General features: G+C 44.7%; 18 protein-coding genes. 7 read left to right on the top strand and 11 right to left on the bottom strand.

Annotated features, from left to right (window positions below; translation table 11 throughout):
• Positions 1–100: 100 nt before the first annotated feature.
• Both ABHV44_RS04780 and ABHV44_RS04775 read right to left on the bottom strand, forming a co-directional pair.
• The gene (locus ABHV44_RS04780) at positions 101–1,210 is read right to left on the bottom strand and encodes a fatty acid desaturase family protein (RefSeq protein ID WP_459073522.1); all 1,110 of its coding nucleotides are present in this window, start codon (positions 1,208–1,210) and stop codon (positions 101–103) included.
• The gene (locus tag ABHV44_RS04775; protein WP_459073521.1) at positions 1,207–1,812 is read right to left on the bottom strand and encodes a helix-turn-helix domain-containing protein; all 606 of its coding nucleotides are present in this window, start codon (positions 1,810–1,812) and stop codon (positions 1,207–1,209) included. Before ABHV44_RS04775 ends, ABHV44_RS04780 begins: the two co-directional genes overlap by 4 nt.
• 298 nt (positions 1,813–2,110) lie before the next feature.
• Here ABHV44_RS04775 and ABHV44_RS04770 point away from each other — a divergent pair, with 298 nt between their 5' ends.
• Positions 2,111–2,749: a porin family protein gene (locus tag ABHV44_RS04770; protein WP_459073520.1), complete on the top strand. Its 639-nt coding sequence runs from the start codon at positions 2,111–2,113 to the stop codon at positions 2,747–2,749.
• A gap of 216 nt (positions 2,750–2,965) precedes the next feature.
• On the opposite strand, the gene ABHV44_RS04765 is transcribed toward ABHV44_RS04770, so the two are convergent.
• Positions 2,966–3,103, bottom strand: coding sequence for a hypothetical protein (locus ABHV44_RS04765; RefSeq protein ID WP_459073519.1), 138 nt, complete (start codon positions 3,101–3,103; stop codon positions 2,966–2,968).
• Positions 3,104–3,814: 711 nt separating this feature from the next.
• Between ABHV44_RS04765 and ABHV44_RS04760 the strand changes: the two genes are divergently transcribed.
• A complete protein-coding gene (locus ABHV44_RS04760) occupies positions 3,815–4,459 on the top strand; it encodes an outer membrane beta-barrel protein (RefSeq protein WP_459073518.1) in 645 nt (214 codons plus the stop codon).
• A 98-nt stretch (positions 4,460–4,557) separates the two neighbouring features.
• Here ABHV44_RS04760 and ABHV44_RS04755 read toward each other — a convergent pair whose 3' ends face one another.
• Both ABHV44_RS04755 and ABHV44_RS04750 read right to left on the bottom strand, forming a co-directional pair.
• Positions 4,558–4,941 carry a DUF3037 domain-containing protein gene (locus tag ABHV44_RS04755; RefSeq protein ID WP_459073517.1) on the bottom strand — a complete coding sequence of 128 codons (384 nt, stop codon included), beginning with the start codon at positions 4,939–4,941 and terminating at the stop codon, positions 4,558–4,560.
• A complete protein-coding gene (locus tag ABHV44_RS04750) occupies positions 4,919–5,713 on the bottom strand; it encodes a HipA family kinase (protein ID WP_459073516.1) in 795 nt (264 codons plus the stop codon). The genes ABHV44_RS04755 and ABHV44_RS04750 overlap by 23 nt, the downstream gene beginning before the upstream one ends.
• Before the next feature lie 103 nt (positions 5,714–5,816).
• On the opposite strand from ABHV44_RS04750, the gene ABHV44_RS04745 reads away from it, so the two are divergent.
• On the top strand, positions 5,817–6,365 hold the full coding sequence (locus ABHV44_RS04745; RefSeq protein WP_459073515.1) for a DUF1572 family protein: 549 nt from the start codon (positions 5,817–5,819) through the stop codon (positions 6,363–6,365).
• Between the two features lies 1 nt (position 6,366).
• Here the strand turns inward: ABHV44_RS04745 and ABHV44_RS04740 are convergent, their stop codons facing one another.
• On the bottom strand, positions 6,367–7,272 hold the full coding sequence (locus ABHV44_RS04740) for a helix-turn-helix domain-containing protein (RefSeq protein ID WP_459073514.1): 906 nt from the start codon (positions 7,270–7,272) through the stop codon (positions 6,367–6,369).
• Positions 7,273–7,437: 165 nt separating this feature from the next.
• On the opposite strand from ABHV44_RS04740, the gene ABHV44_RS04735 reads away from it, so the two are divergent.
• The 3 genes from ABHV44_RS04735 to ABHV44_RS04725 all read left to right on the top strand — a co-directional run bounded on the left by ABHV44_RS04735 (position 7,438) and on the right by ABHV44_RS04725 (position 10,202).
• Positions 7,438–8,964 (top strand): aldehyde dehydrogenase family protein, encoded by a 1,527-nt coding sequence (locus tag ABHV44_RS04735; RefSeq protein WP_459073513.1) that lies wholly within the window; start codon positions 7,438–7,440, stop codon positions 8,962–8,964.
• A gap of 79 nt (positions 8,965–9,043) precedes the next feature.
• Positions 9,044–9,418, top strand: a complete 375-nt coding sequence (locus tag ABHV44_RS04730; RefSeq protein WP_459073512.1) for a DUF779 domain-containing protein — start codon at positions 9,044–9,046, stop codon at positions 9,416–9,418.
• A gap of 115 nt (positions 9,419–9,533) precedes the next feature.
• Positions 9,534–10,202, top strand: a complete 669-nt coding sequence (locus tag ABHV44_RS04725) for a DUF6962 family protein (protein WP_459073511.1) — start codon at positions 9,534–9,536, stop codon at positions 10,200–10,202.
• Here ABHV44_RS04725 and ABHV44_RS04720 read toward each other — a convergent pair.
• From ABHV44_RS04720 to ABHV44_RS04710, 3 genes are read right to left on the bottom strand one after another with little or no spacing between them, the layout of a single operon-like run.
• Positions 10,199–11,062 carry a universal stress protein gene (locus ABHV44_RS04720; RefSeq protein WP_459073510.1) on the bottom strand — a complete coding sequence of 288 codons (864 nt, stop codon included), beginning with the start codon at positions 11,060–11,062 and terminating at the stop codon, positions 10,199–10,201. The two genes, ABHV44_RS04725 and ABHV44_RS04720, sit on opposite strands and share 4 nt — an antisense overlap.
• Positions 11,059–12,648, bottom strand: a complete 1,590-nt coding sequence (locus ABHV44_RS04715; RefSeq protein WP_459073509.1) for a BCCT family transporter — start codon at positions 12,646–12,648, stop codon at positions 11,059–11,061. Before ABHV44_RS04715 ends, ABHV44_RS04720 begins: the two co-directional genes overlap by 4 nt.
• A 15-nt stretch (positions 12,649–12,663) precedes the next feature.
• Positions 12,664–14,010 (bottom strand): porin family protein, encoded by a 1,347-nt coding sequence (locus ABHV44_RS04710; RefSeq protein WP_459073508.1) that lies wholly within the window; start codon positions 14,008–14,010, stop codon positions 12,664–12,666.
• A gap of 183 nt (positions 14,011–14,193) precedes the next feature.
• On the opposite strand from ABHV44_RS04710, the gene ABHV44_RS04705 reads away from it, so the two are divergent.
• Positions 14,194–17,466, top strand: a complete 3,273-nt coding sequence (locus tag ABHV44_RS04705; RefSeq protein ID WP_459073507.1) for a WD40/YVTN/BNR-like repeat-containing protein — start codon at positions 14,194–14,196, stop codon at positions 17,464–17,466.
• A gap of 52 nt (positions 17,467–17,518) precedes the next feature.
• Here the strand turns inward: ABHV44_RS04705 and ABHV44_RS04700 are convergent, their stop codons facing one another.
• Positions 17,519–18,568 carry a J domain-containing protein gene (locus tag ABHV44_RS04700; RefSeq protein ID WP_459073506.1) on the bottom strand — a complete coding sequence of 350 codons (1,050 nt, stop codon included), beginning with the start codon at positions 18,566–18,568 and terminating at the stop codon, positions 17,519–17,521.
• 49 nt (positions 18,569–18,617) lie between these two features.
• On the bottom strand, positions 18,618–19,268 hold the full coding sequence (locus tag ABHV44_RS04695; RefSeq protein ID WP_459073505.1) for a hypothetical protein: 651 nt from the start codon (positions 19,266–19,268) through the stop codon (positions 18,618–18,620).
• Positions 19,269–19,274: the final 6 nt, after the last annotated feature.

The raw sequence follows: 19,274 nt of genomic DNA, 5'->3' as shown, positions 1-19,274 counted from the left end.
CTCTTTGGATTCTCGGGAGAAAGAGTTTGTTTTTTGACCTGAAGTCTCTGGCGATTGTATAGCGTTTCGTTCAAGTACGGTTTGGGGAACTTTCGATAAACTACTCTCTGCCAAGTTTTTTCAACATTCTGGCATGGCCGGCAAGAGCGCTAAAAAAGGTTGGTTCCACATTGTATGGAATGTTGAATTTCGAAGTCGTAGCTTTCACTATTGGCGCCAGTTGCGGATAATGAACATGGCAAATGCCTGTAAATAGATGATGCTCTATTTGATAGTTTAACCCACCAATGCACCAGGTAAGGAAACGATTTTTTGTGGCAAAATTGGTGGTATTGGCTACTTCATGTTGCGCCCAGGTATCTTCCATCTTTTTTATTCCGTCAGTAGATTTTGGAAGAGCAAAAGAAGAGGTAGTCATCACGTGCGCGGGTTGAAAGATGCAAGAAAGGATGAAACCCGCAGTAAAATGCATGAGCAAGAACCCTAGAAGCACAGCGTACCAGGGTTGTCCTGAGAAAATCAAAGGCAGCACCAGAACGTAAGAGTAATAGATAACCTTGTAGACAGTAATTCTGAACAGGGCCCGTGGGAGAGGCAGTTTACGCTGTTTTAAAAGATTGTGCTGTTTGTAACGAATTATCTGAAGGTAATCTTTAGCAGTCATCCAGTAGAGCGTCATTATCATGTAAAAGAACCACGCATAAACATGTTGATAGCGGTGAAACCAATGACGCGGTTGATTCGGAGAGAATCTCAAAAACACCATAGAATCGATGTCTTCATCGAGTCCGGCAATGTTGGTGTAGGTGTGATGCAACTGATTGTGTTGGATTTTCCAGTTGACCGAATAGCCTCCAATGATTTCAAGAATATGCCCGATGAAATTATTCACTTTTCGCTTAGGGGAGTATGCTCCGTGGTTAGCATCGTGCATTACGCAGGTGCCTATGCCGACCATACCCAGGCCCATCAGAAACCACATACTGAAGAACAGAAATAAGTTGTTGGCGGCCAATCCTGTAACCAACAGGGTGTAAGGGCAGAAATAGAGCACAAGCATGACAACTGTCTTGATCCACATTTCGGCATTTGCATAAGGAGAAATCTCATTCTTTTTAAAATACTCGCGCACTGCGCCAATGACAGCCTGGTGGAAACTATCTTTTCCTCTGGGTGCAAATCGAACGGTATTTAACTCTTCAGACTTCATCTCTTCTTTAGATCGACATTGGCTTCAATATCCAGGTCAGGATAAACGTCTTCAAGGTTTTGTTTTCTCTTGATGCCCAGCTTTTTATAGAAGGTTGGTGAAAGTCCGGTAACCTTCTTAAACTGGTTAGACAAGTGTCCGACACTACTGTAGTGAAGCATGTAAGAAATTTCTGTTAGGTTAAACTCATCGTACAAGATCAGTTCTTTTACCTTCTCTATTTTATGAGCAATGATGTATTGTTGAATCGTGGTGCCTTTTACTTCTGTAAAAAGATTTGAGAGGTAGGTGTAGTCGTAGTCCAGCTTTTTACTGATATAGTCCGAAAAATTTATCTTCGGAAACACTTCAGAATGATGAACCATCTCTATTATGACATTGCAAATTTTATCCACCAAAATGCTCTTGTGGTCATCGAGCAATTCCAGGCCGGCTTTCATTAAATTTGCCTTCAGCAATTGATGTTGACCGTCAGATATGTCCTCCATGATCTCAATCCTCCCCAAATCGATAGCCACTGCGTGCAAGCCGATTTTTTTCAACTCTTCACGAACCAACATTTTGCATCGGAGGCTCACCATATATTTGATGTGTATAATCATAAAAGTAAAAGGTCTCTACAGAGGTGATTTTCCATTTAGAAACTCAATTCTGCTTTAGGTGAAAATACAAATTAATTAGCTGAAAATTAGGTTTTAACGCCATCGATTTCTTCGCTGAATCTTTTGCGTTGATCTGAAGATCGATTAGGGATTTTGTAAGTCCTTCTCTTCAATCAGTAATAAAAGCGGGATGTGTGATATGTGTAACCTTTAGTGCTTTTTATGTATTACTAAATGCATAGAACTTCATCACCTTTGATTAAGTGAAAAATCATTCACTATCTAATTTAGAATCAAAGTGAAAAAATCAATTATACTGAGCATCATTCTAATTTCATCAGCGACCTTCGTTCAGGCCCAAGCCACAGACGGTGATCACCGCGAAAACTTAGAATTTGGAGCCAAAGCAGGTGTCAATTTCTCACGTGTTTGGGACGAACGCGGTCAGGACTTTGAAGCCGATGGCAAACTGGGATTCGCTGGAGGACTCTTCCTCAGTGTTCCCGTTGGAGAGTTTCTCGGGTTTCAACCCGAAATATTGATTTCGCAAAAAGGATTCAAAGGCTCAGGAACGCTGTTCGATGCCCCTTATTCTTTTTCCAGAACAACAACTTACCTCGATATTCCACTTCAGTTACAGTTGAAGCCTACAGAGAATTTGACCTTCGTTGCTGGTCCTCAGTATTCTTACCTCCTTCATCAGAAGGATTCCTATTCTTTTGGAAATTCCAGCACAGCTCAGGAACAGGAATTTGAAAATGACAATATTCGTAAGAACGTGCTGGGTTTGGTTGGTGGAGTAGATGTCATTGTTTCTCACCTTGTAATATCGGCAAGAGCTGGTTGGGATTTGCAAAACAATGATGGAGATGGAACAACATCAACCCCGCGTTACAAGAATCAATGGGTGCAATTGACATTAGGTTTGAAAATCTAATGTAGTTGCAAATTGTGAAATATTTTTTGTCCCTAAAGTCACCATCCTTGTCAGAAATGGCAGGCGTGGTTTTTTTATGTTAATTGTTCAGATAAAGTAAAAAGCTAAAGTCGAATTTCTGGAGTGGAAGACTTACAACACCTGTTACTAAAAAAGCCGCTTCATCTTGAAGCGGCTTTTTTAGTACGATTTTGTTTTCGCGAATCATTCTGAATCCTAGTTTTTAGACTCTTTGGCGTACTTGGACTTTCTGTTGTGAGCACCTTTCTTTCCTTTGTGCTCGTCCGTCTGTGGGTTTTTGGTGTTTGCACCTCCTCCTTGTTTTCCTTTGTTTTTTTCTTCTGTAGCTGACATAATTTTTAGTTTTTGTTTTCAAGACTGAAAGAACAAAAATGCTTCCCGAGGTTTCTGTGCGCTAAAAATCAATAAGGTGCGCTTGTTCTTATTCACCTGAAGGGTTGAATGTCGTAGACGAAATTACCCGATTTTGGCGAGGGCCAGCAACTATGCAAAATTGAGCTACCTCGTTTTTGGCTTGAAATACGAGTGAGATTTTTCTTGTCGTCTCACACCAAAGAAAATTCTGACTTGGATTGAAATACTTCTTAATTATTGGAAGACTTTAAATGTCAACCGACTTTGATGAAACTAGAATTGCACTATTTAGATGGTTATTTCCTGTGATATCAATTTAGATACAAAATTCGGTTTAGGATTGCTTTAATTCTTTCTGGTCTCTGGAAATTAAGTATTTACGTGAAAACCTCAATTTAGTAGTATCAATTACACAAAAAATGAATATTTAAAACAGTGTAGTTTGTAAAACATTGTTGATCATTTAATTATCGCCTTTTTAACCAGTCGATAGGTGATCACAGCTACTTTGACACTCCTGATCTTAACATATTTTTATAAATTGCGCTCAAGACTTAAAAAACTAATGCTGCTGTCTGAATGAATTATTCTTCCTCTCAAAAACTATGAAAGTTCATTGCTCAAAAGTGGCATCATAAATTTGAATTCTCTTTTAACCATAACCTAAATAATTATTAAAATCTTATTAAGATGAAGTATATCAAGCTATTAAGCCTTGTCGCGCTATTGTCCCTACTCTCGGGTAATGCTTACTCTCAAATTAGTGCTGGCGGTCAACTATCCTTTTTGAAGTTTATGAAAGGTAGTGATGTGAAACACCTCGGTCTTGGACTGAAGGGTGAATATGCTGTTGATGATGAAAAGGTAGTCGTAGTAGGCTTCGACTATTATCTCCCATACACACCGGTTTATGAATTTAATGCTCATGCACTGAGTTCTGAAACGACACCTAGCAATATCGATGTTGAAGTGGAAGGTAAAATTACCTGGTTTCACGTTCATGCAGGAATGAAGTACTACTTTACTGGAGATTATGAAGATGACTTTAACCTTTATGGATTTGCTGGAATAGGATTTATTTCCGGAACTGTAAAATCTGAAGTACTCACCGAGTATGACGAGGATGCCTACGAATTGAGGCTTGAGGATGAAGAAAAGGTCAGTAGTTTAACGCTAAATCTGGGAATAGGTGCTGAGTTCGACATTAACTTCGGATACCTGTTTGCTGATTTCAAGTTTATGTTGCCTCCGAACAATGTAAATGGTCAGGTTGTAGCTGTGAACATTGATCCGGGTCTGCAACTAAATGCTGGAATTAGAATTCCATTCGATTAAATAACATTTGGAAAAGAGGATTACTTGAAGGCTGCTCACTAGAGCGGCCTTTTTTTGCTTTTCGCAACAGATTCATTGCTCGACTAGATTATTGGAATTTACAACACCTGCTCCTCAAAGAGCCTTTCGAGTGTTTTGTCGAGGTCTGAGCTAAAACCGTTGTGCGGTCTGGAGGTCTGGATTGAAGAACTCCGCACAGCCGTGAGCCAGCGGAATCGATCGGCCAGGTCCCAGTCGGCAAAGCGGCCGGCATCCTTGTCTCCACAGCAAATTTTGTCGAACGATTGAAGGTTCTTTTCCACTTCTTCAATTTCCAGTTCGCAATCGAAGGCCTTAAGTCGCTCCGGATCTACTTTGTAGAGCACTCTGATATACTTTGCCTGCTTACTGAAGAGAATCACACCCACGTTGAGAAACTCTTCGCGCTCGACTTTCGGCACCAGTCGAATCACTGCGTATTCATACAAGTATTTCCCGGGCATCTCGTGCTTGTTTTACAAAGGTTTCAGAATGCGATTTTCTGCGAAGCAAAAACTGGAGGTACACCTCGCGAATTTCTTCCGGATCCAAATCCACGTCTTCCCACTGCAACCAGTCCACGGGAATCAAAGCCACTATTTCTTTGAGTTTTTCGTCTGTGAGCACAGATTTACAAAACTCATCCGCCTTTTCAATCTCAGATGCCTGCGGCAAGAGTACGTGCTCTTTGATGTAGGCAAAAGGGCTCACCGCATGCTTTTCCCAGTTGTCCCAAGAGTGGTGAAAGAAGAAAGTCGCTCCGTGATCGATCAGCCAAAGCTCCTTGTGCCACATCAGCATGTTGGTGTTTCTGATGGTCCGGTCGATGTTGGTAGTAAAGGCATCGAGCCAAACTATTTTTGACGCCAGCCCTGGTTCAATCAAATTCACCACCGGGTCGTAAGTAATGGCTCCGGAAAGAAAGTGCAATGCGAGATTCAATCCCTGACTGCCTTTGAGTAAATCCTGGATTTCTTCATCTCCTTCGCTGCGGCCAAAAGCTTCATCGAGGTTGGCGAAAACCAACTCAGGAACTTTTAAACCGAGTGCTCGCGCGATTTCTCCACCGAGCAATTCGGCTATCAACGCTTTCACTCCGTGGCCCGCTCCGCGAAATTTGAGTACGTACTTGAAGTCGTCATCAGCCTCTGCCAAAGCAGGCAGGGAGCCACCTTCACGCAAAGGCGTGATGTAGCGCGTAACATTGACCGTACGAAGCGAAATCGACTTACTCATTTCCATTTTTGGATTGATCGCAAAAATAGACTTAACTTAATAGAAGTTTGAAAGCGCACGATGAAAAACGCTTTTCGAACATCTACGACCAAAATTAAAAACCATGAACGACTACCTTACCAGTGTGCAACTCCAATTTAAGCACTACAAGAAAATCGCAGAAAAGTCATTCGATCAAATTCCCGAAGAAATGCTCTTTTGGCAAGCCAGTGAAGAGAGCAATAGTATAGCCACGATCGTGAAGCACTTGTCGGGAAACATGCTTTCACGGTGGACCGACTTTCTCGAATCGGATGGTGAAAAAAGCTGGCGTAACAGAGATTCTGAATTTGAAAACGACATTGAATCGAAAGAAGAGTTGCTCGAGATTTGGGAAAAAGGTTGGGACTGTCTTCTTGAAACGCTCGATTCACTGGCGCATAAAGATCTAGCGAAAAAAGTGCTTATCCGCAACGAACCACACACAGTGACTGAAGCCATCAACAGGCAGCTGGCGCATTACAGCTATCACATTGGGCAAATAGTATTTATCGGAAAAATGGTAGCCGGAGAAGACTGGCATGCATTGACGATTCCTAAGGGGAAGTCGGAGCAGTATAACAAGAAGAAATTTAACGAGAGAAGGACAAGAAGACGGTTGTCGGAAGAGTAAGTTAGCTTCTAAATTCACTTGGTGCTTTACCGGTCAGCTTCTTAAACATGCGGCTGAAGTAGTTTGGGTCGTTAAATCCAGAAGCGAAAGCCACTTCCTTTACACTCAGTTCAGGGTTGTGTAGTAGCTGTTTGGCGTAGTTCACGCGTTCTTCCAAAATAAGCTGAACCGGAGTGACTCCGTACTCTTCAGTGAAAGCTCTGTAAAAACTCGACTTGCTCATGCAAGCCACCCGGCAAAGGTCTTCGATGCGAATATCCGAACTCAACTGGCTCGAGATGTAGTTCAACACTGCGTGAAAAGGCGACCTATTCGAAAGCAGCTTGTGCTCTTTCCGGACCACATTCAGGTTTTGCAGACGGAGCATATTCAAAACCAGCTCGCGCAAAATCACATCAATTTGATATTCTTTAAAAGGGTCGTCACTGGTGAAAACACTCAGCAGTCGGGTGCTGATTTGCGCGATGGCATTGTTGTTTTTTAAGATCAGTTCTTTTGGGTCAATCTTCCATTCTGATCTATGTTCAGACTCATTTTTCCATGAAGCATTAATGTTGTCGAGTTGTTTCACGAGATAGTCGTTGTCAATCACCAGGGCAGTGCACTGCGTAGGAGTTTCAATTTCCGCTTCGGGAAAGTCGATCCTCATCAGCGTGTCCGCTGGAGCGAGAACCGTTTCTCCGGGTTTGTATTCAAAGTCGTCAAACCCCTCGAGGTGCATGATTTTTTTGCCACGAAGCATCGAGGTGATGGTGAAACCGCCAAACTGCAACTTAAAGTCGTTGGCCTTTTGGCGCGTTTCGAAAACATTCAGCTCACAAAAATCAAGATTGAACTTGTTGCGGTGCTCCACGAGCGACTGCATCTTGTCAAGATCCGAAAGTTGATATGGCTGGATGAAATTCAATTAAGTAAGCATGGATTTAAAAGTAAGGTTAGCCAAGATAGTGATTTATCTCTTCGAAACCAGTTGCTAAAAAGACCTTGGGAAAATAATGCTAGTGATTGAAAATAAACTCCATAAACAATGGGAAAATAATGCGGAGACTTGGGAGAATAAATCAAACGAATTATGGAACAACTAGCAGAAACATTCCCATTTGTGGAAGAGAAAGTGAGCTTCAAGTCTCACTACGACAACTTTATTGGCGGAGAATGGAAAGAGCCAACTCAAGGCCAATACTTCGATAATATTTCGCCCCTCAACGGGCAGGCTTTTACTAAAGCAGCACGATCTACCAAGGAGGACGTAGAACTGGCGCTGGATGCAGCACACAAGGCATTCCCTTCATGGAGCAAAACTTCGGCCGCCACGCGATCAAATTTGCTTTTGAAAATTGCACAGATCATCGAAGACAATCTGGATTATTTGGCAACAGTGGAAACCATCGACAATGGAAAAGCAATTCGCGAAACCAAGGCAGCAGATTTACCACTTTGCGTTGATCACTTCCGCTACTTTGCCGGAGCAATTCGTGCCGATGAAAGTACCATTTCTGAGCACGATGAAAATACGGTGAGCATCAATCTTCAAGAACCTATCGGTGTGGTGGGGCAAATCATTCCGTGGAACTTCCCGCTGTTGATGGCGACCTGGAAAATTGCACCTGCCCTGGCTGCCGGCAACTGCACGGTAGTGAAACCTGCCGAACAAACTCCAACGAGCCTCATGGTTTTGATGGAGCTGATTCAGGATGTGCTACCTCCGGGAGTGCTCAACATTGTGACCGGATTTGGACCTGAAACCGGGAAACCACTGGCGCAGTCTCCTAGAGTCGCCAAAGTGGCATTCACGGGTGAAACCACAACAGGTAGACTCATCATGCAGTACGCTTCGGAAAATTTGGTTCCGGTGACTATGGAGCTCGGTGGGAAATCACCAAACATTTTCTTTAAGTCTGTGGCCGATGCTGACGATGGCTATTTCGACAAAGCTGTGGAAGGCGCTGTGATGTTCGCACTCAACCAGGGTGAGGTGTGTACCTGTCCATCGAGGATTTTGGTTCACGAAGACATCTACGACAAGTTTATGAGTAAAGTGGTGGAAAGAACCAAAGCCATCAAAATGGGAAATCCGCTCGACCCAAACACAATGATGGGAGCGCAGGCTTCTAGCGACCAGTTCGAGAAAATCATGAACTATCTGCAAATCGGTAAAGACGAAGGTGCAGAAGTGCTTTGCGGTGGAGGCAAGCAAGAGCTCAACAACGGACTCGAAAACGGGTACTACATCCAACCCACCATCTTCAAAGGACACAACAAAATGCGTGTTTTCCAGGAAGAGATTTTTGGTCCGGTAACTTCAGTGACCACTTTCAAGACCACTGAGGAAGCCATTGAGATCGCAAACGACACGCTCTATGGACTCGGTGCCGGAGTTTGGACGCGCGATGCACACGAAATTTATCAGGTGCCGAGAGCGATAAAAGCCGGTAGAGTGTGGGTGAACAACTATCACGCATATCCAGCTCACGCGCCATTTGGCGGATACAAAAAATCTGGTTTCGGTAGAGAAAACCACAAGATGATGCTCAATCACTACCGCCAAACGAAGAACATGCTCATTTCATACACGAAAGAGAAATTGGGCTTTTTCTAGTTAATTGTGATTAAAAAGGGAGAAGCGATCTTGTGAACAGGGTCGCTTCTTTTTTGCTTAATTCTAAAATCGATAACAAATGACACCAAGAGTAGTAGCAACAGAAGCGACAAAAGAATTGCTGGATGAGCTTAAGTCAGAGAACGGACCGCTGATGTTTCACCAAAGTGGCGGCTGTTGCGATGGTTCCCAGCCGATGTGTTTTGCCGAAAATGAGTTTAAAGTCGGCTCCAGCGATGTGTGTCTGGGCCAGGTTTATGGAGTTCCGTTTTGGATGAGCGAAGATCAGTTTGAATACTGCAAACACACACAGCTGACTGTAGATGTGACCAATGGCCGCGGCTCAAGCTTTTCCCTGGAAATCCCAAAGGGAAAGCGATTCATCATAAAATCGAGAATGTACACGCCAGAGGAAGAGAATGATCTGGTGGAGCTCACCAGGGTTGAGGACTAGCCAAAATTTGACATCGATCTTATCTGACGAGGTCTTTGATTGCTCATGAATTTATCCGTAGATTTTCGCCTGATTTTAAACTCTGTCAGCCATCGAAGATATTATCACCATCCATTTGTGGGGCGTTCGACTTGACGAACCCATTGTCACGATCACAGATCTTTTTGTAGCAGCTGCCTGCTTCGTGTTTTTTTATCGACTACACAAAATGGGAAGTAGTGAAAAGGTCATCTACTACGCTAAATATTTTTTCCTGTTGATGGGAATCGCCACTACATGGGGCGGTATCATCGGCCATATGTTTCTCTATGTTTTCGAAGATGGCAAGGCGTGGAAAGTTCCCGGCTGGGTGATATCTATGCTTTCAATCATGCTAATGGAGCGAGTGGCCATAGAGCACAACCGCGTGTTGCTGAGCAAAAAGATCATCAACGTTTTGCGTGTGGTGAACGTCATCGAGTTCCTCATCTTTCTCTTTCTTGCTATGTACTATCTCAACTTCTCATTCGTAGAAGCTCACTCCGCCTATGGACTGATGGTTGTAGTGATGACGCTCGAGGCCATCCTTTACTACAAGAAGAAAAACGAAGCCAGCAAGTTGATGCTCTGGGGAGTGGGGCTGGCAGCCATAGCCGCTGTAATTTTCACCTTCGATCTTTCACCACACCCGTGGTTCAACCACATGGCACTGAGTCACATGTTTATGCTTGCAGCTACGTGGTTTTTCTTCCGCGGAGTTACAAAAATTGACATGAGCGATGCACGAGCCGCCAAAGAGAATTAAGAGTGCATGATCAAAACTGGGATGTGTTTGTCACTGGAGATGAGTTGTTCGGTAACTCCTCCGATAAGTAGCTCTTCGCTGTGGTGACGACCTTTTTTACCTACAATGATTAGGTCTGCATTTTCTTTCATAGCGTACCGGTAAATTACCTTGCTCGTGTGCTGGTCGGTTTCGTGAGCGATGTTCAGCGGTGCAGAAATATTCAGTCGGTTAGCTTCCTTCTCGTATTTCTTTATGGCACTCTTTTCCATTTCTTTCTTGATGCTGTCGTCTTCTTTTAAAAGAGGAAAGTAATGTGGGCTCAGGCGGATAATGTGGATCGGAAGTAGGTGTGAGTCAGAGCTTTTCCCGAGAATGCTTCCGATTTCTAGCACAGCTCTGGTATACTTCGAAAAGTCGATGGGCAAAACAATTTTTCTGATGTCAGATCTGGCTGATTCGGGAATAATCATGATTGAAGTAGTCGTCAATCGAACCAACTGGCTCGCAAAAATCCCAGAACCATGATAAGATGACTTCTTACCAACTACCAGTGCATCGAAATTTTGGCTGTCCACCCATTCACTGAGGTCGTCAACGTTTCCCCCTTGGTGCACATGAATGTTTACCTGATCGTGTTTTCTTTGGAAAATCCTGTCACAGGTTTCCCGCAGTTCTTCTTCAATAATTTTTTCGATGCTCTTATCCGAGTCTGGAATCAGCGCTTTTATTTCTTCAGTAAGCTCATCTACTTCAACAAAGTGTACCAACGTCAGCGACTGAAAATCCTGTTTTGTGTCGAGCTTTTCAAGATACGATAGCATGATCTCGTCCATTTCGGAAAGGTCGCACAGCAGAGCGATGTGTTCTAGCTTTTTCATGATTTGCGATTTTTTTCGATGTTTTTAGTTATGACTTGAGCCAGTCGCTTTTCGTAGCCTTCGCGGTCTTTTTCTTTGTCCAGCTCTTTCTCGCGGGCATATTCTTTCCTAAGTCCCTGTACGAGACTGAAACACATTATTATTAGGACAGCTAAAAAAGGCAATCCAGTGATGATTGCCGCAGTTTGTAGGGCTGTAAGTCCACCTCCCCACAAAAGCACTGCAGCGACTAAACCTTCAGACAGTGCCCAGAATACTCGCTGACCGACAGGAGCATCGAGTTTGCCACCAGCTGTAATGCTGTCGATGACTAGTGAACCTGAGTCGGAGGAGGTTACAAAAAAGCTCATTACGAGCAGCACAGCTACCACAATACCGACAATGCTCACCGGGAACTCTTCGAGAAAGACAAAAAGGGCCTTGGCATTGTCCTCGTTTATGGTATTGGCGAGAACGTTGTCACCAGCCTGCAAATCGAGCCAGATGGCCGATCCGCCAAAAGTGGTTAGCCACAAAAAGGTGAGGAGGGTGGGCACAAGCAAAACTCCAAAAACAAACTGGCGAATGGTTCTTCCGCGCGATACACGAGCAATGAACATCCCTACAAAAGGCGACCACGAGACCCACCAGGCCCAGTAGAAAACCGTCCAGCTTCCCTGCCAGTTGGTGCCTTCGTATGCTTCTGTCCACGTGGCCACTGCGAGCACATCGTTCATGTAATTTCCGATGTTCTGAACCAGCGATTTGAAGATGAAAAGACTCGGGCCAGCAATTATCACAAAGAGCAAAAGAATCCCGGCTATTCGCACATTCCATTCACTGAGAAACTTGACTCCTTTGTCGATTCCGGAGACTACCGAGATGGTAGCGATGAGGGTAATTCCTCCGATAAGGCCGACCTGGAGCCATTCGTTGTTGGCTATTCCTGTGAGGTAAGAAATCCCTCCACCGATTTGCTGTACGCCAATTCCCAGGGAGGTAGCCAATCCAAAAAGGGTGGCGAGCACAGCCAGCACATCGATCATGTCTCCAATCCAGCCGTAGATTCTATCACCTAAAATTGGATAAAAAACCGATCGAATGGTCAGTGGCTTTTTTCTGTTGTAGGCAAAGAAGGCCAGTGCCAGAGCCACTAGTGCGTAGATTGCCCAGGCGTGAAATCCCCAGTGTAAGAAAGTGAGGTTCATTGCGCTTTCGGCTGCTTCTACAGTATAGCTTTCTCCCTTGGGTGCATTTGAATAATGCTGAATGGGCTCTGCAACTCCCCAAAAGAGCAGTCCGATTCCCATACCGGCACTGAACAACATCGAGAACCAGGCGAGTGTGGAGAACTCCGGTTTGGCGTCTTTTCCGCCCAGCCGGATATTTCCAAATTTGCTAAAGCCTATGTAAAAGCAGAAAATGATGAAGATGTTAATGGCGACAATGAATATCCAGCCTGCATTTTCACTGATAGCACTTTGCGTATTTTCGAAAATCTTTTCCATCGGTTCGCCCACGATCAGCGTCACCGCAATAAAAATCACGATGAGAATGACGGCTGGCCAAAAAACTGGTTTGTGAATGTCGAAGTACTTCTTGCTCATATTCCTCGATGTTTTTTAAAAGTAGTATCCAAAATTGATGTTCGCTCTCAGGTTCCAGCCAGGCGATTGATCGGGTGGGTTGAGGTAATCAACCTCCTCTGATGGGTTCTCTCCGCGCCCTATTCCCAGTGCGCTTCCTCCAAAACTGTCTGAAATCCACGAGTGGTTGTAGCCAAAAGCCAAATCGAAGTAGGTGTAGAGGTTTCCGGCTGTCACCAGAGCTCCGAGCACGTTGTGTTGAGTTGGTACAAAATATCTGGTTTCGCCATCAATCGTGTAGCGATTAAACTTGTGCATGAAAGTGTAATCGTTGTACAGCTGGATGTTCGAAATCGGTCCCCAGTCTACAGGGAAATCTCTGGCAAGTCCGATCACGTACATGGCCGCTTCAGATGCCACATCGTAAGTCCCGAAGCCATAGGCACCCATTTGGACTGCATTCAATTCATTGTTCTCATCGTCTCGCACTTCGAAGTAGTTGTAGTAAATTCCTTCGGCTTTGAGGTTCCACTTCCCAGGGCTCCACTCGTAGTGCAGAGCTCCTGCTACCTGTCCTCCGGAGTGTTGCGTTTGCTGATTGTAAATCTCCATTCCCTGGAGGGAAAGTCCCAGCTCGGAGTTTTCCCAGTGCTTGACGACTCGAATGTTTCCCTGATTTCGCTCGATGTTGCTGTTGCCTTCAATGGGTACTACATCGTAGCTGTAGCGCGCTGTCGAAAATGCCCCGAAAGAAGCTTCGTTTGTTCCTCGCGGTTCGGCCATCACGAAGTACGCAGCATCGATGGTCCAGTCATCAGTCTGGTACCGATAGTGCAACCCCATTTGATGGTCGTCTTCCAGCCCCGCATAGTAAGGCAGCTGAAACCACCAGCTGTGAGAAACATAAGTAAGGTTCCCGAAAGGCACTTGCGTGATCCCAAGTTTTAGGTTCGATTTTTCAGTAAATCGATAGCCGAGCCATCCGTACTTAATGAAGTTGGTGTTGAAAGTCGGGTAGAAGCGATACTCGAAAGAGAACTGAATTCCATTAGAATAGCCGTCAAAATTCACGCGCCAGGTATCCCAGGTAAATTCATTTCTCAAAAAAGTTCCAAGAGGAAAAGTCTCGCCTTCGTAGTGTGTCCAAATGGCGTTGAGGCGAAAAGCACCTCCGACCTTGAGCCAGGTAGTGTCGGGATTTAGCTCTTTTGCCGCATCGTTTTCGCCTTCGATTTCTGCTTTCGAAGTTCCCAGATCTTTATCCAGTAAAATTTCAACCTTAGTCTTTTCAGACTCTTCATCATGAATGGTATCTGTTTGCAAGTATGAAAACCCGAGAAAGGGATTAAGAACAAAAATGAATAAGTAAATTGGTCGAAGCATACTGTGGGGATACAATTTTAATTGGGCCGCTGTTCAAAACCCATTAGACTTTTCGGTCATCAGGAATGTTCATCGATTTCCACTCAACCTACAATGAATCCATTAAAATAAAAAACCTTGATCCCAACTCATAAATTTAGAAGCTTGTACTTTCGAAATAGAAAACTAACCGATCTCAGATTCATGAAAAATTATACTCTTCTAATCATTTTCGCTCTGACTGCTCTCGTTTCTTTCGGTCAGAAGAACGATTCAGAATCCGTTGAAGACATCTCTTACAGTGGACTCTCTTTTAGAAACATTGGCCCAGCTCTTACATCGGGCAGGGTGGCCGACATAGCAGTTAATCCTCAGAATCACGCTGAGTACTACCTCGCCATAGCTTCCGGTGGGGTTTGGAAAACAACTAATTCCGCTACCACCTTCGAGCCGATATTCGATGCAGAAGGTTCGTACTCCATTGGCTGTGTCACGCTCGACCCAAACAACTCGAACGTGGTGTGGGTGGGAACAGGTGAAAACAACAATCAGCGCAGTGTAGCCTACGGAGACGGAATCTATAAAAGCACCGATGGCGGAAAATCCTGGAAAAACATGGGCTTGAAAAACTCTGAGCACATCGGGAACATCGTGGTTCACCCGCAAAACTCCGATGTAGTTTACGCTTCGGCCTATGGGCCACTTTGGAATAAAGGAGGAGACCGGGGGCTTTATAAATCAACCGATGGAGGCGAAACGTGGGAGAAGATCCTGGAAGTAGATGAGCACACCGGAATCAATGAGGTGCATCTGCACCCGGACAATCCTGATGTGATGTTTGCTGCAGCTCACCAGCGCAGACGCCACGTATTTACTTACGTTGGTGGTGGCCCGGGATCTGCGATTTACAAATCAACCGATGGAGGAAAAAACTGGCGCGAGCTGAAATCTGGTTTGCCTTCTTCAAACATGGGCCGCATCGGGATGGATATTTCACCTGCCGATACCGATTACATCTACGCGATAGTAGAAGCGGAGGAAGCTGACGAATCAGGATTTTACAGATCGACTGACCAGGGAGAAAGCTGGAGCAAGATGAGTAGCTACCGAACTAGCGGAAACTACTACCAGGAGCTGGTTTGCGATCTTTACGACAAGGACAAGGTTTTTGCCATGGACACCTGGCTGCACCACACCGAAAATGGAGGGAAAGATTTTGTACAGACCGGAGAAAAGAGCAAGCACGTGGATAACCATTGCATGTGGATCGATCCAAATGACACCAACCATTGGATCCTCGGCTGCGATGGTGGAGTTTATGAAACCTGGGATCACGCTAATACCTGGAACTACAAATCAAACTTGCCGGTGACGCAATTCTACAAAGTTGCGGTTGACAACGAAGAACCATTTTACTACGTGTACGGTGGAACGCAAGACAACAACACCATTGGCGGACCTTCGCGCACAGTCAACAACCACGGAATTATGAATTCAGACTGGTTTATCACAAATGGTGGAGATGGTTTTGAAGCTGCCATCGATCCGGTAGATCCAAATACTGTTTACGCCCAGTCCCAGTACGGATGGCTTGTGCGCTACGACAAGCAAAGTGGCGAAACTATCGGCATCAAACCAGTGGCTCGCGAGGGTGAAGAAGCACTCCGCTGGAACTGGGATGCGCCACTGATCATCAGTCCACACGATCACAAAAGGTTGTACTTCGCAGCCAATAAACTCTTCAGAAGTGACGACAGAGGAAATTCATGGAAAACAATTAGTCCAGATCTAACAAGAGAACTCGACAGAAATGACCTAAAGGTGATGGGGCGCGTGCAGAGCGTTGATGCGGTAATGAAGAATAAGTCAACTTCCATTTACGGAAACATCGTGGCGCTCGATGAATCTCCTCTACAGGAAGATCTGATTTACGTGGGAACCGATGACGGACTGGTTCAGGTTTCCGAAGATGCTGGCGAAAACTGGAGGGAAGTATCGAGTTTTCCAGGAGTGCCAGAGCGAACTTACGTGAATGCACTTGTGGCTTCAAAGCACGATGCTTCAACGGTTTTTGCAGTTTTCAATAACCACAAAAATGGTGACTTCAAACCGTACATTTTGAAGAGTACGGACAAAGGAAAGTCGTGGAAATCTATCAGCGGTAACTTGCCTGAGCGTGGTTCCGTTTACGACATCGCTCAGGACCACGAGAATAAAAACCTGCTTTTTGCGGGAACCGAGTTTGGTGCGTTCTTCAGCATGGATGGAGGAGGAAATTGGAAGCAGTTTAAAGCTGGTTTGCCAACCATCGCCATCCGCGACATCGAAATTCAGGAGCGAGAAAATGATCTTGTTTTGGCTTCCTTTGGCAGAGGCTTCTTCATTCTCGATGATTACACACCACTTAGAAAGATGAACGATGAAATTGCTGAAAAAGACGCTCACATTTTCCCCATCAAAGAAGCTCTGATGTACGTGGAGGCAAATCCTCTCGGGCTTCGCGGAAAGGGTTCTCAGGGTGAAAATCACTTTACAGCTCCAAATCCGCCAGTAGGCGCTGTTTTCACTTACTACCTCAATGAGGAAATGAAAACGCTGGAACAGGAACGCAAAGCCAACGAAGCGAAGTTGATCGACAAAAAACTGGATGTAGCTTATCCCAATGAAGAGGAGCTACGTGCTGAAGACAACGAGCAGGAGCCTTATTTGCTTTTCACGGTTTACAACGAATCCGGAGAGGAAATTCGCAAGATTCGCCAGAAACCATCTCCAGGTATAAATCGTGTAGTTTGGGATTTTCGTCACACTCCGAGAACTGCGCTGAGACTCAAGGAGCGAGAAGCTGGTCGCTATGGCCAGCCGGATATGGGGCCACTTGCACTACCTGGAAATTATTTTGTTTCGCTTCACAAAGTGGAAAAAGGTGAGCCGGAGCTTTTGGTGGATAAAACTCCATTCGAATGCAAATGGCTAAACAATGTCACTTTGCCTGCTGAAGACAACGCTGAACGACTTGCTTTTCAGGAGAAAGTAGAAAAGCTCAGAAGAGCTGTGGATGCCGCACAGAAAGTGAAGAACGATTTGGATGAACGCATTCAGTACATCCGCAAGGCGGTGGAAAGCTATCCGGGGATTGAGCTGCAGATGTTGGCTGAAGTGGATTCGACCGATGCGCTTCTGCGCGATATTGAGATTCGACTCAATGGCGACAAGACTTTGGCGAAGCGGGAATTTGAAACTCCTGAAAGTATCTCTTCAAGAGTCGGGATTATTGTTTGGAGCATTTGGAGATCGCGCTCAGCACCAACACAAACCAGTCGCGAGCTTTACGAAGACGCTGGAAATGGCTTTGAGAAGTTGAAAACAGATCTCGAAACTGCTGTGGCCAGAATCGAAGCGCTTGAGCAAAAGCTAGAAGAAAAAGATGCACCATTCACTCCGGGCAGAGGAATTATTGAAAAGTGGAAGAAAGAATAGCACGGAAGAAAAAGAAATAATCGAAAAAGGGGAGACTGATGCTTCCCTTTTTTTATTCTCGAAAGAAGTGATAGTCTTTCAGAACTGGTATTCCGAAAAGCCCCAGATCCATTTCCATGGCAATGTGGTTTCCAGACTGCATGCTCCTGGTTTCAAAGAAGAAAAACCGAATTCCCGGAGCCTCGCTGTACGCATTGTTTTCGAGGTAGAGAAACGAGGTGCTGCGCCTTCCTTCGAATCGCTGAATGTATCTGTAGTACTCCATTTGCGGCCCAGTGCTAAAAGCAAAATTGAGGACGAAAAAAAGATTTACCAGAAAAACCGGCCCTGTAACTGAGAGCAACTCTACCACTTTACTCTTTTGTTTTGGAAGCACAAAGTGATGGAGAATAATAGCCAATATTATGGCGATTTCGAATGGAATTAAATAGGTCCACGGATCGATGGCTGTCACCATCCAGAGCCACATGGCGAGTATTACATTGATGCCGAGAAAAATGGTTTGAATGAAATACTTCGACTTGAAAATGTATTTGACTGTGGTGAAGAACCGTTTGAAAGTGTAGATCTCTCTGCGAGTGACGGCTTTCGCCCAGAGAGGAACCGTAGCCATAGCAAAAACTGCACTTAATATAAGGCCTTGAAGTCCGACAAACAAGGTGGCAAAAACGGGGATCACCAAAACCACGATCACCATGATGCTCACCTGCAGGTAGTCCCAAAAATCTTGCAGCTTGTCGGCAGATTTAAACTGATCTGTCTTGCTGAACTCCTCGAAGTTCATGTTGGCGTAGCGCTCGGCTTTAGCTCTGGATTTGGCTCTCGATTGCGCATCCCAGGCTTGTTTTGTTTTCTTGTGTTCTCTCTGATTTGTTCTAGCTTTTCTTTGCTTCGGTTTTCTCAGGTGCTCAAGGCGATCGTAGTTGTCCATCAAAAAGTCGTAGGCTTCATCCAGCTCAATAAATTGCTGTCGAGCTTCGGAAGAAGGATTCACATCCGGGTGCAATTTCTTGGCCTTAGCGCGAAAGGCTTTCTTAATGGTCGCTTTGTTGGCGGTGGATTTAACACCGAGGATACGAAAGTATTTGTCGAAGGAGTTCAATGAGAGAGCTTAAAGGTTTTGGTCAGCTCCCGAATATCGAAGAAAAATTTTAAAAAGAGTCGGAAATCTCTTCGCGGTCCTCTTTGATCTCTTCCACAATTTCCAAGACCCGCTCAGGAGAAAGATAGAAGGATTCTATTTTGTTGAGGTAAGATTTGGGCAGAGATGAGTTGTTGAGGATATATTCTTTTGTAGCAATGATTTCGTCTGCGCAGTCGTGCTCAATCGCAAATATGTCGGCTCTGCGTTCGGCTTTGATTTTGAATTCTTCGCTGAGCCAGTAGTTGGCACCAAACCAAATCATGTTGCCGCTTCCACGGTCGAGATAGTCCATCACGTGTCCCAGCTCGTGAGCAAACCAGCCAAGCAGAACATCACGGGGAATTTTCTCAATTGGAATATCCTCACCATTCACTTCCATTTCGCGAGTCATTTTGATAAGGTAGGTGCGTTTGCTGGGATCTTTAAAAACGGTAGAAACATCAGGCATGGCTTGCATAAAGTTGTTTCCAATTTCATCTTTAAACTCAAACCTGATGTGGACACTATCGAGTTGGGGATAGTAGGTGAGTGCTTCTTTTACAGGGGACGAAATACGTTCGGGTATTATTTTCTTTCCTTCGAAATTATCGTTTGAAAAATCGAAGTAGAAGAATCCAATGACTAAAATAACCAGAATGGAAATGAGAAACTTTTTCATCTTGTA

Source organism: Halocola ammonii (genome assembly GCF_049334165.1).
Taxonomy (GTDB): domain Bacteria; phylum Bacteroidota; class Bacteroidia; order Flavobacteriales_D; family Sanyastnellaceae; genus JBEGHD01.
This window is presented reverse-complemented; position numbering and strand designations above follow the sequence as displayed.

What these genes read in the sequence shown, in the direction of transcription:
- ABHV44_RS04780 (WP_459073522.1), bottom strand. Translation starts at nt 1,210, where the DNA reads ATGAAGTCTGAAGAGTTAAATACCGTTCGATTTGCACCCAGAGGAAAA.
- ABHV44_RS04775 (WP_459073521.1), bottom strand. Translation starts at nt 1,812, where the DNA reads ATGATTATACACATCAAATATATGGTGAGCCTCCGATGCAAAATGTTG.
- ABHV44_RS04765 (WP_459073519.1), bottom strand. Translation starts at nt 3,103, where the DNA reads ATGTCAGCTACAGAAGAAAAAAACAAAGGAAAACAAGGAGGAGGTGCA.
- ABHV44_RS04760 (WP_459073518.1), top strand. Translation starts at nt 3,815, where the DNA reads ATGAAGTATATCAAGCTATTAAGCCTTGTCGCGCTATTGTCCCTACTC.
- ABHV44_RS04755 (WP_459073517.1), bottom strand. Translation starts at nt 4,941, where the DNA reads ATGCCCGGGAAATACTTGTATGAATACGCAGTGATTCGACTGGTGCCG.
- ABHV44_RS04750 (WP_459073516.1), bottom strand. Translation starts at nt 5,713, where the DNA reads ATGAGTAAGTCGATTTCGCTTCGTACGGTCAATGTTACGCGCTACATC.
- ABHV44_RS04745 (WP_459073515.1), top strand. Translation starts at nt 5,817, where the DNA reads ATGAACGACTACCTTACCAGTGTGCAACTCCAATTTAAGCACTACAAG.
- ABHV44_RS04735 (WP_459073513.1), top strand. Translation starts at nt 7,438, where the DNA reads ATGGAACAACTAGCAGAAACATTCCCATTTGTGGAAGAGAAAGTGAGC.
- ABHV44_RS04730 (WP_459073512.1), top strand. Translation starts at nt 9,044, where the DNA reads ATGACACCAAGAGTAGTAGCAACAGAAGCGACAAAAGAATTGCTGGAT.
- ABHV44_RS04720 (WP_459073510.1), bottom strand. Translation starts at nt 11,062, where the DNA reads ATGAAAAAGCTAGAACACATCGCTCTGCTGTGCGACCTTTCCGAAATG.
- ABHV44_RS04715 (WP_459073509.1), bottom strand. Translation starts at nt 12,648, where the DNA reads ATGAGCAAGAAGTACTTCGACATTCACAAACCAGTTTTTTGGCCAGCC.
- ABHV44_RS04710 (WP_459073508.1), bottom strand. Translation starts at nt 14,010, where the DNA reads ATGCTTCGACCAATTTACTTATTCATTTTTGTTCTTAATCCCTTTCTC.
- ABHV44_RS04705 (WP_459073507.1), top strand. Translation starts at nt 14,194, where the DNA reads ATGAAAAATTATACTCTTCTAATCATTTTCGCTCTGACTGCTCTCGTT.
- ABHV44_RS04695 (WP_459073505.1), bottom strand. Translation starts at nt 19,268, where the DNA reads ATGAAAAAGTTTCTCATTTCCATTCTGGTTATTTTAGTCATTGGATTC.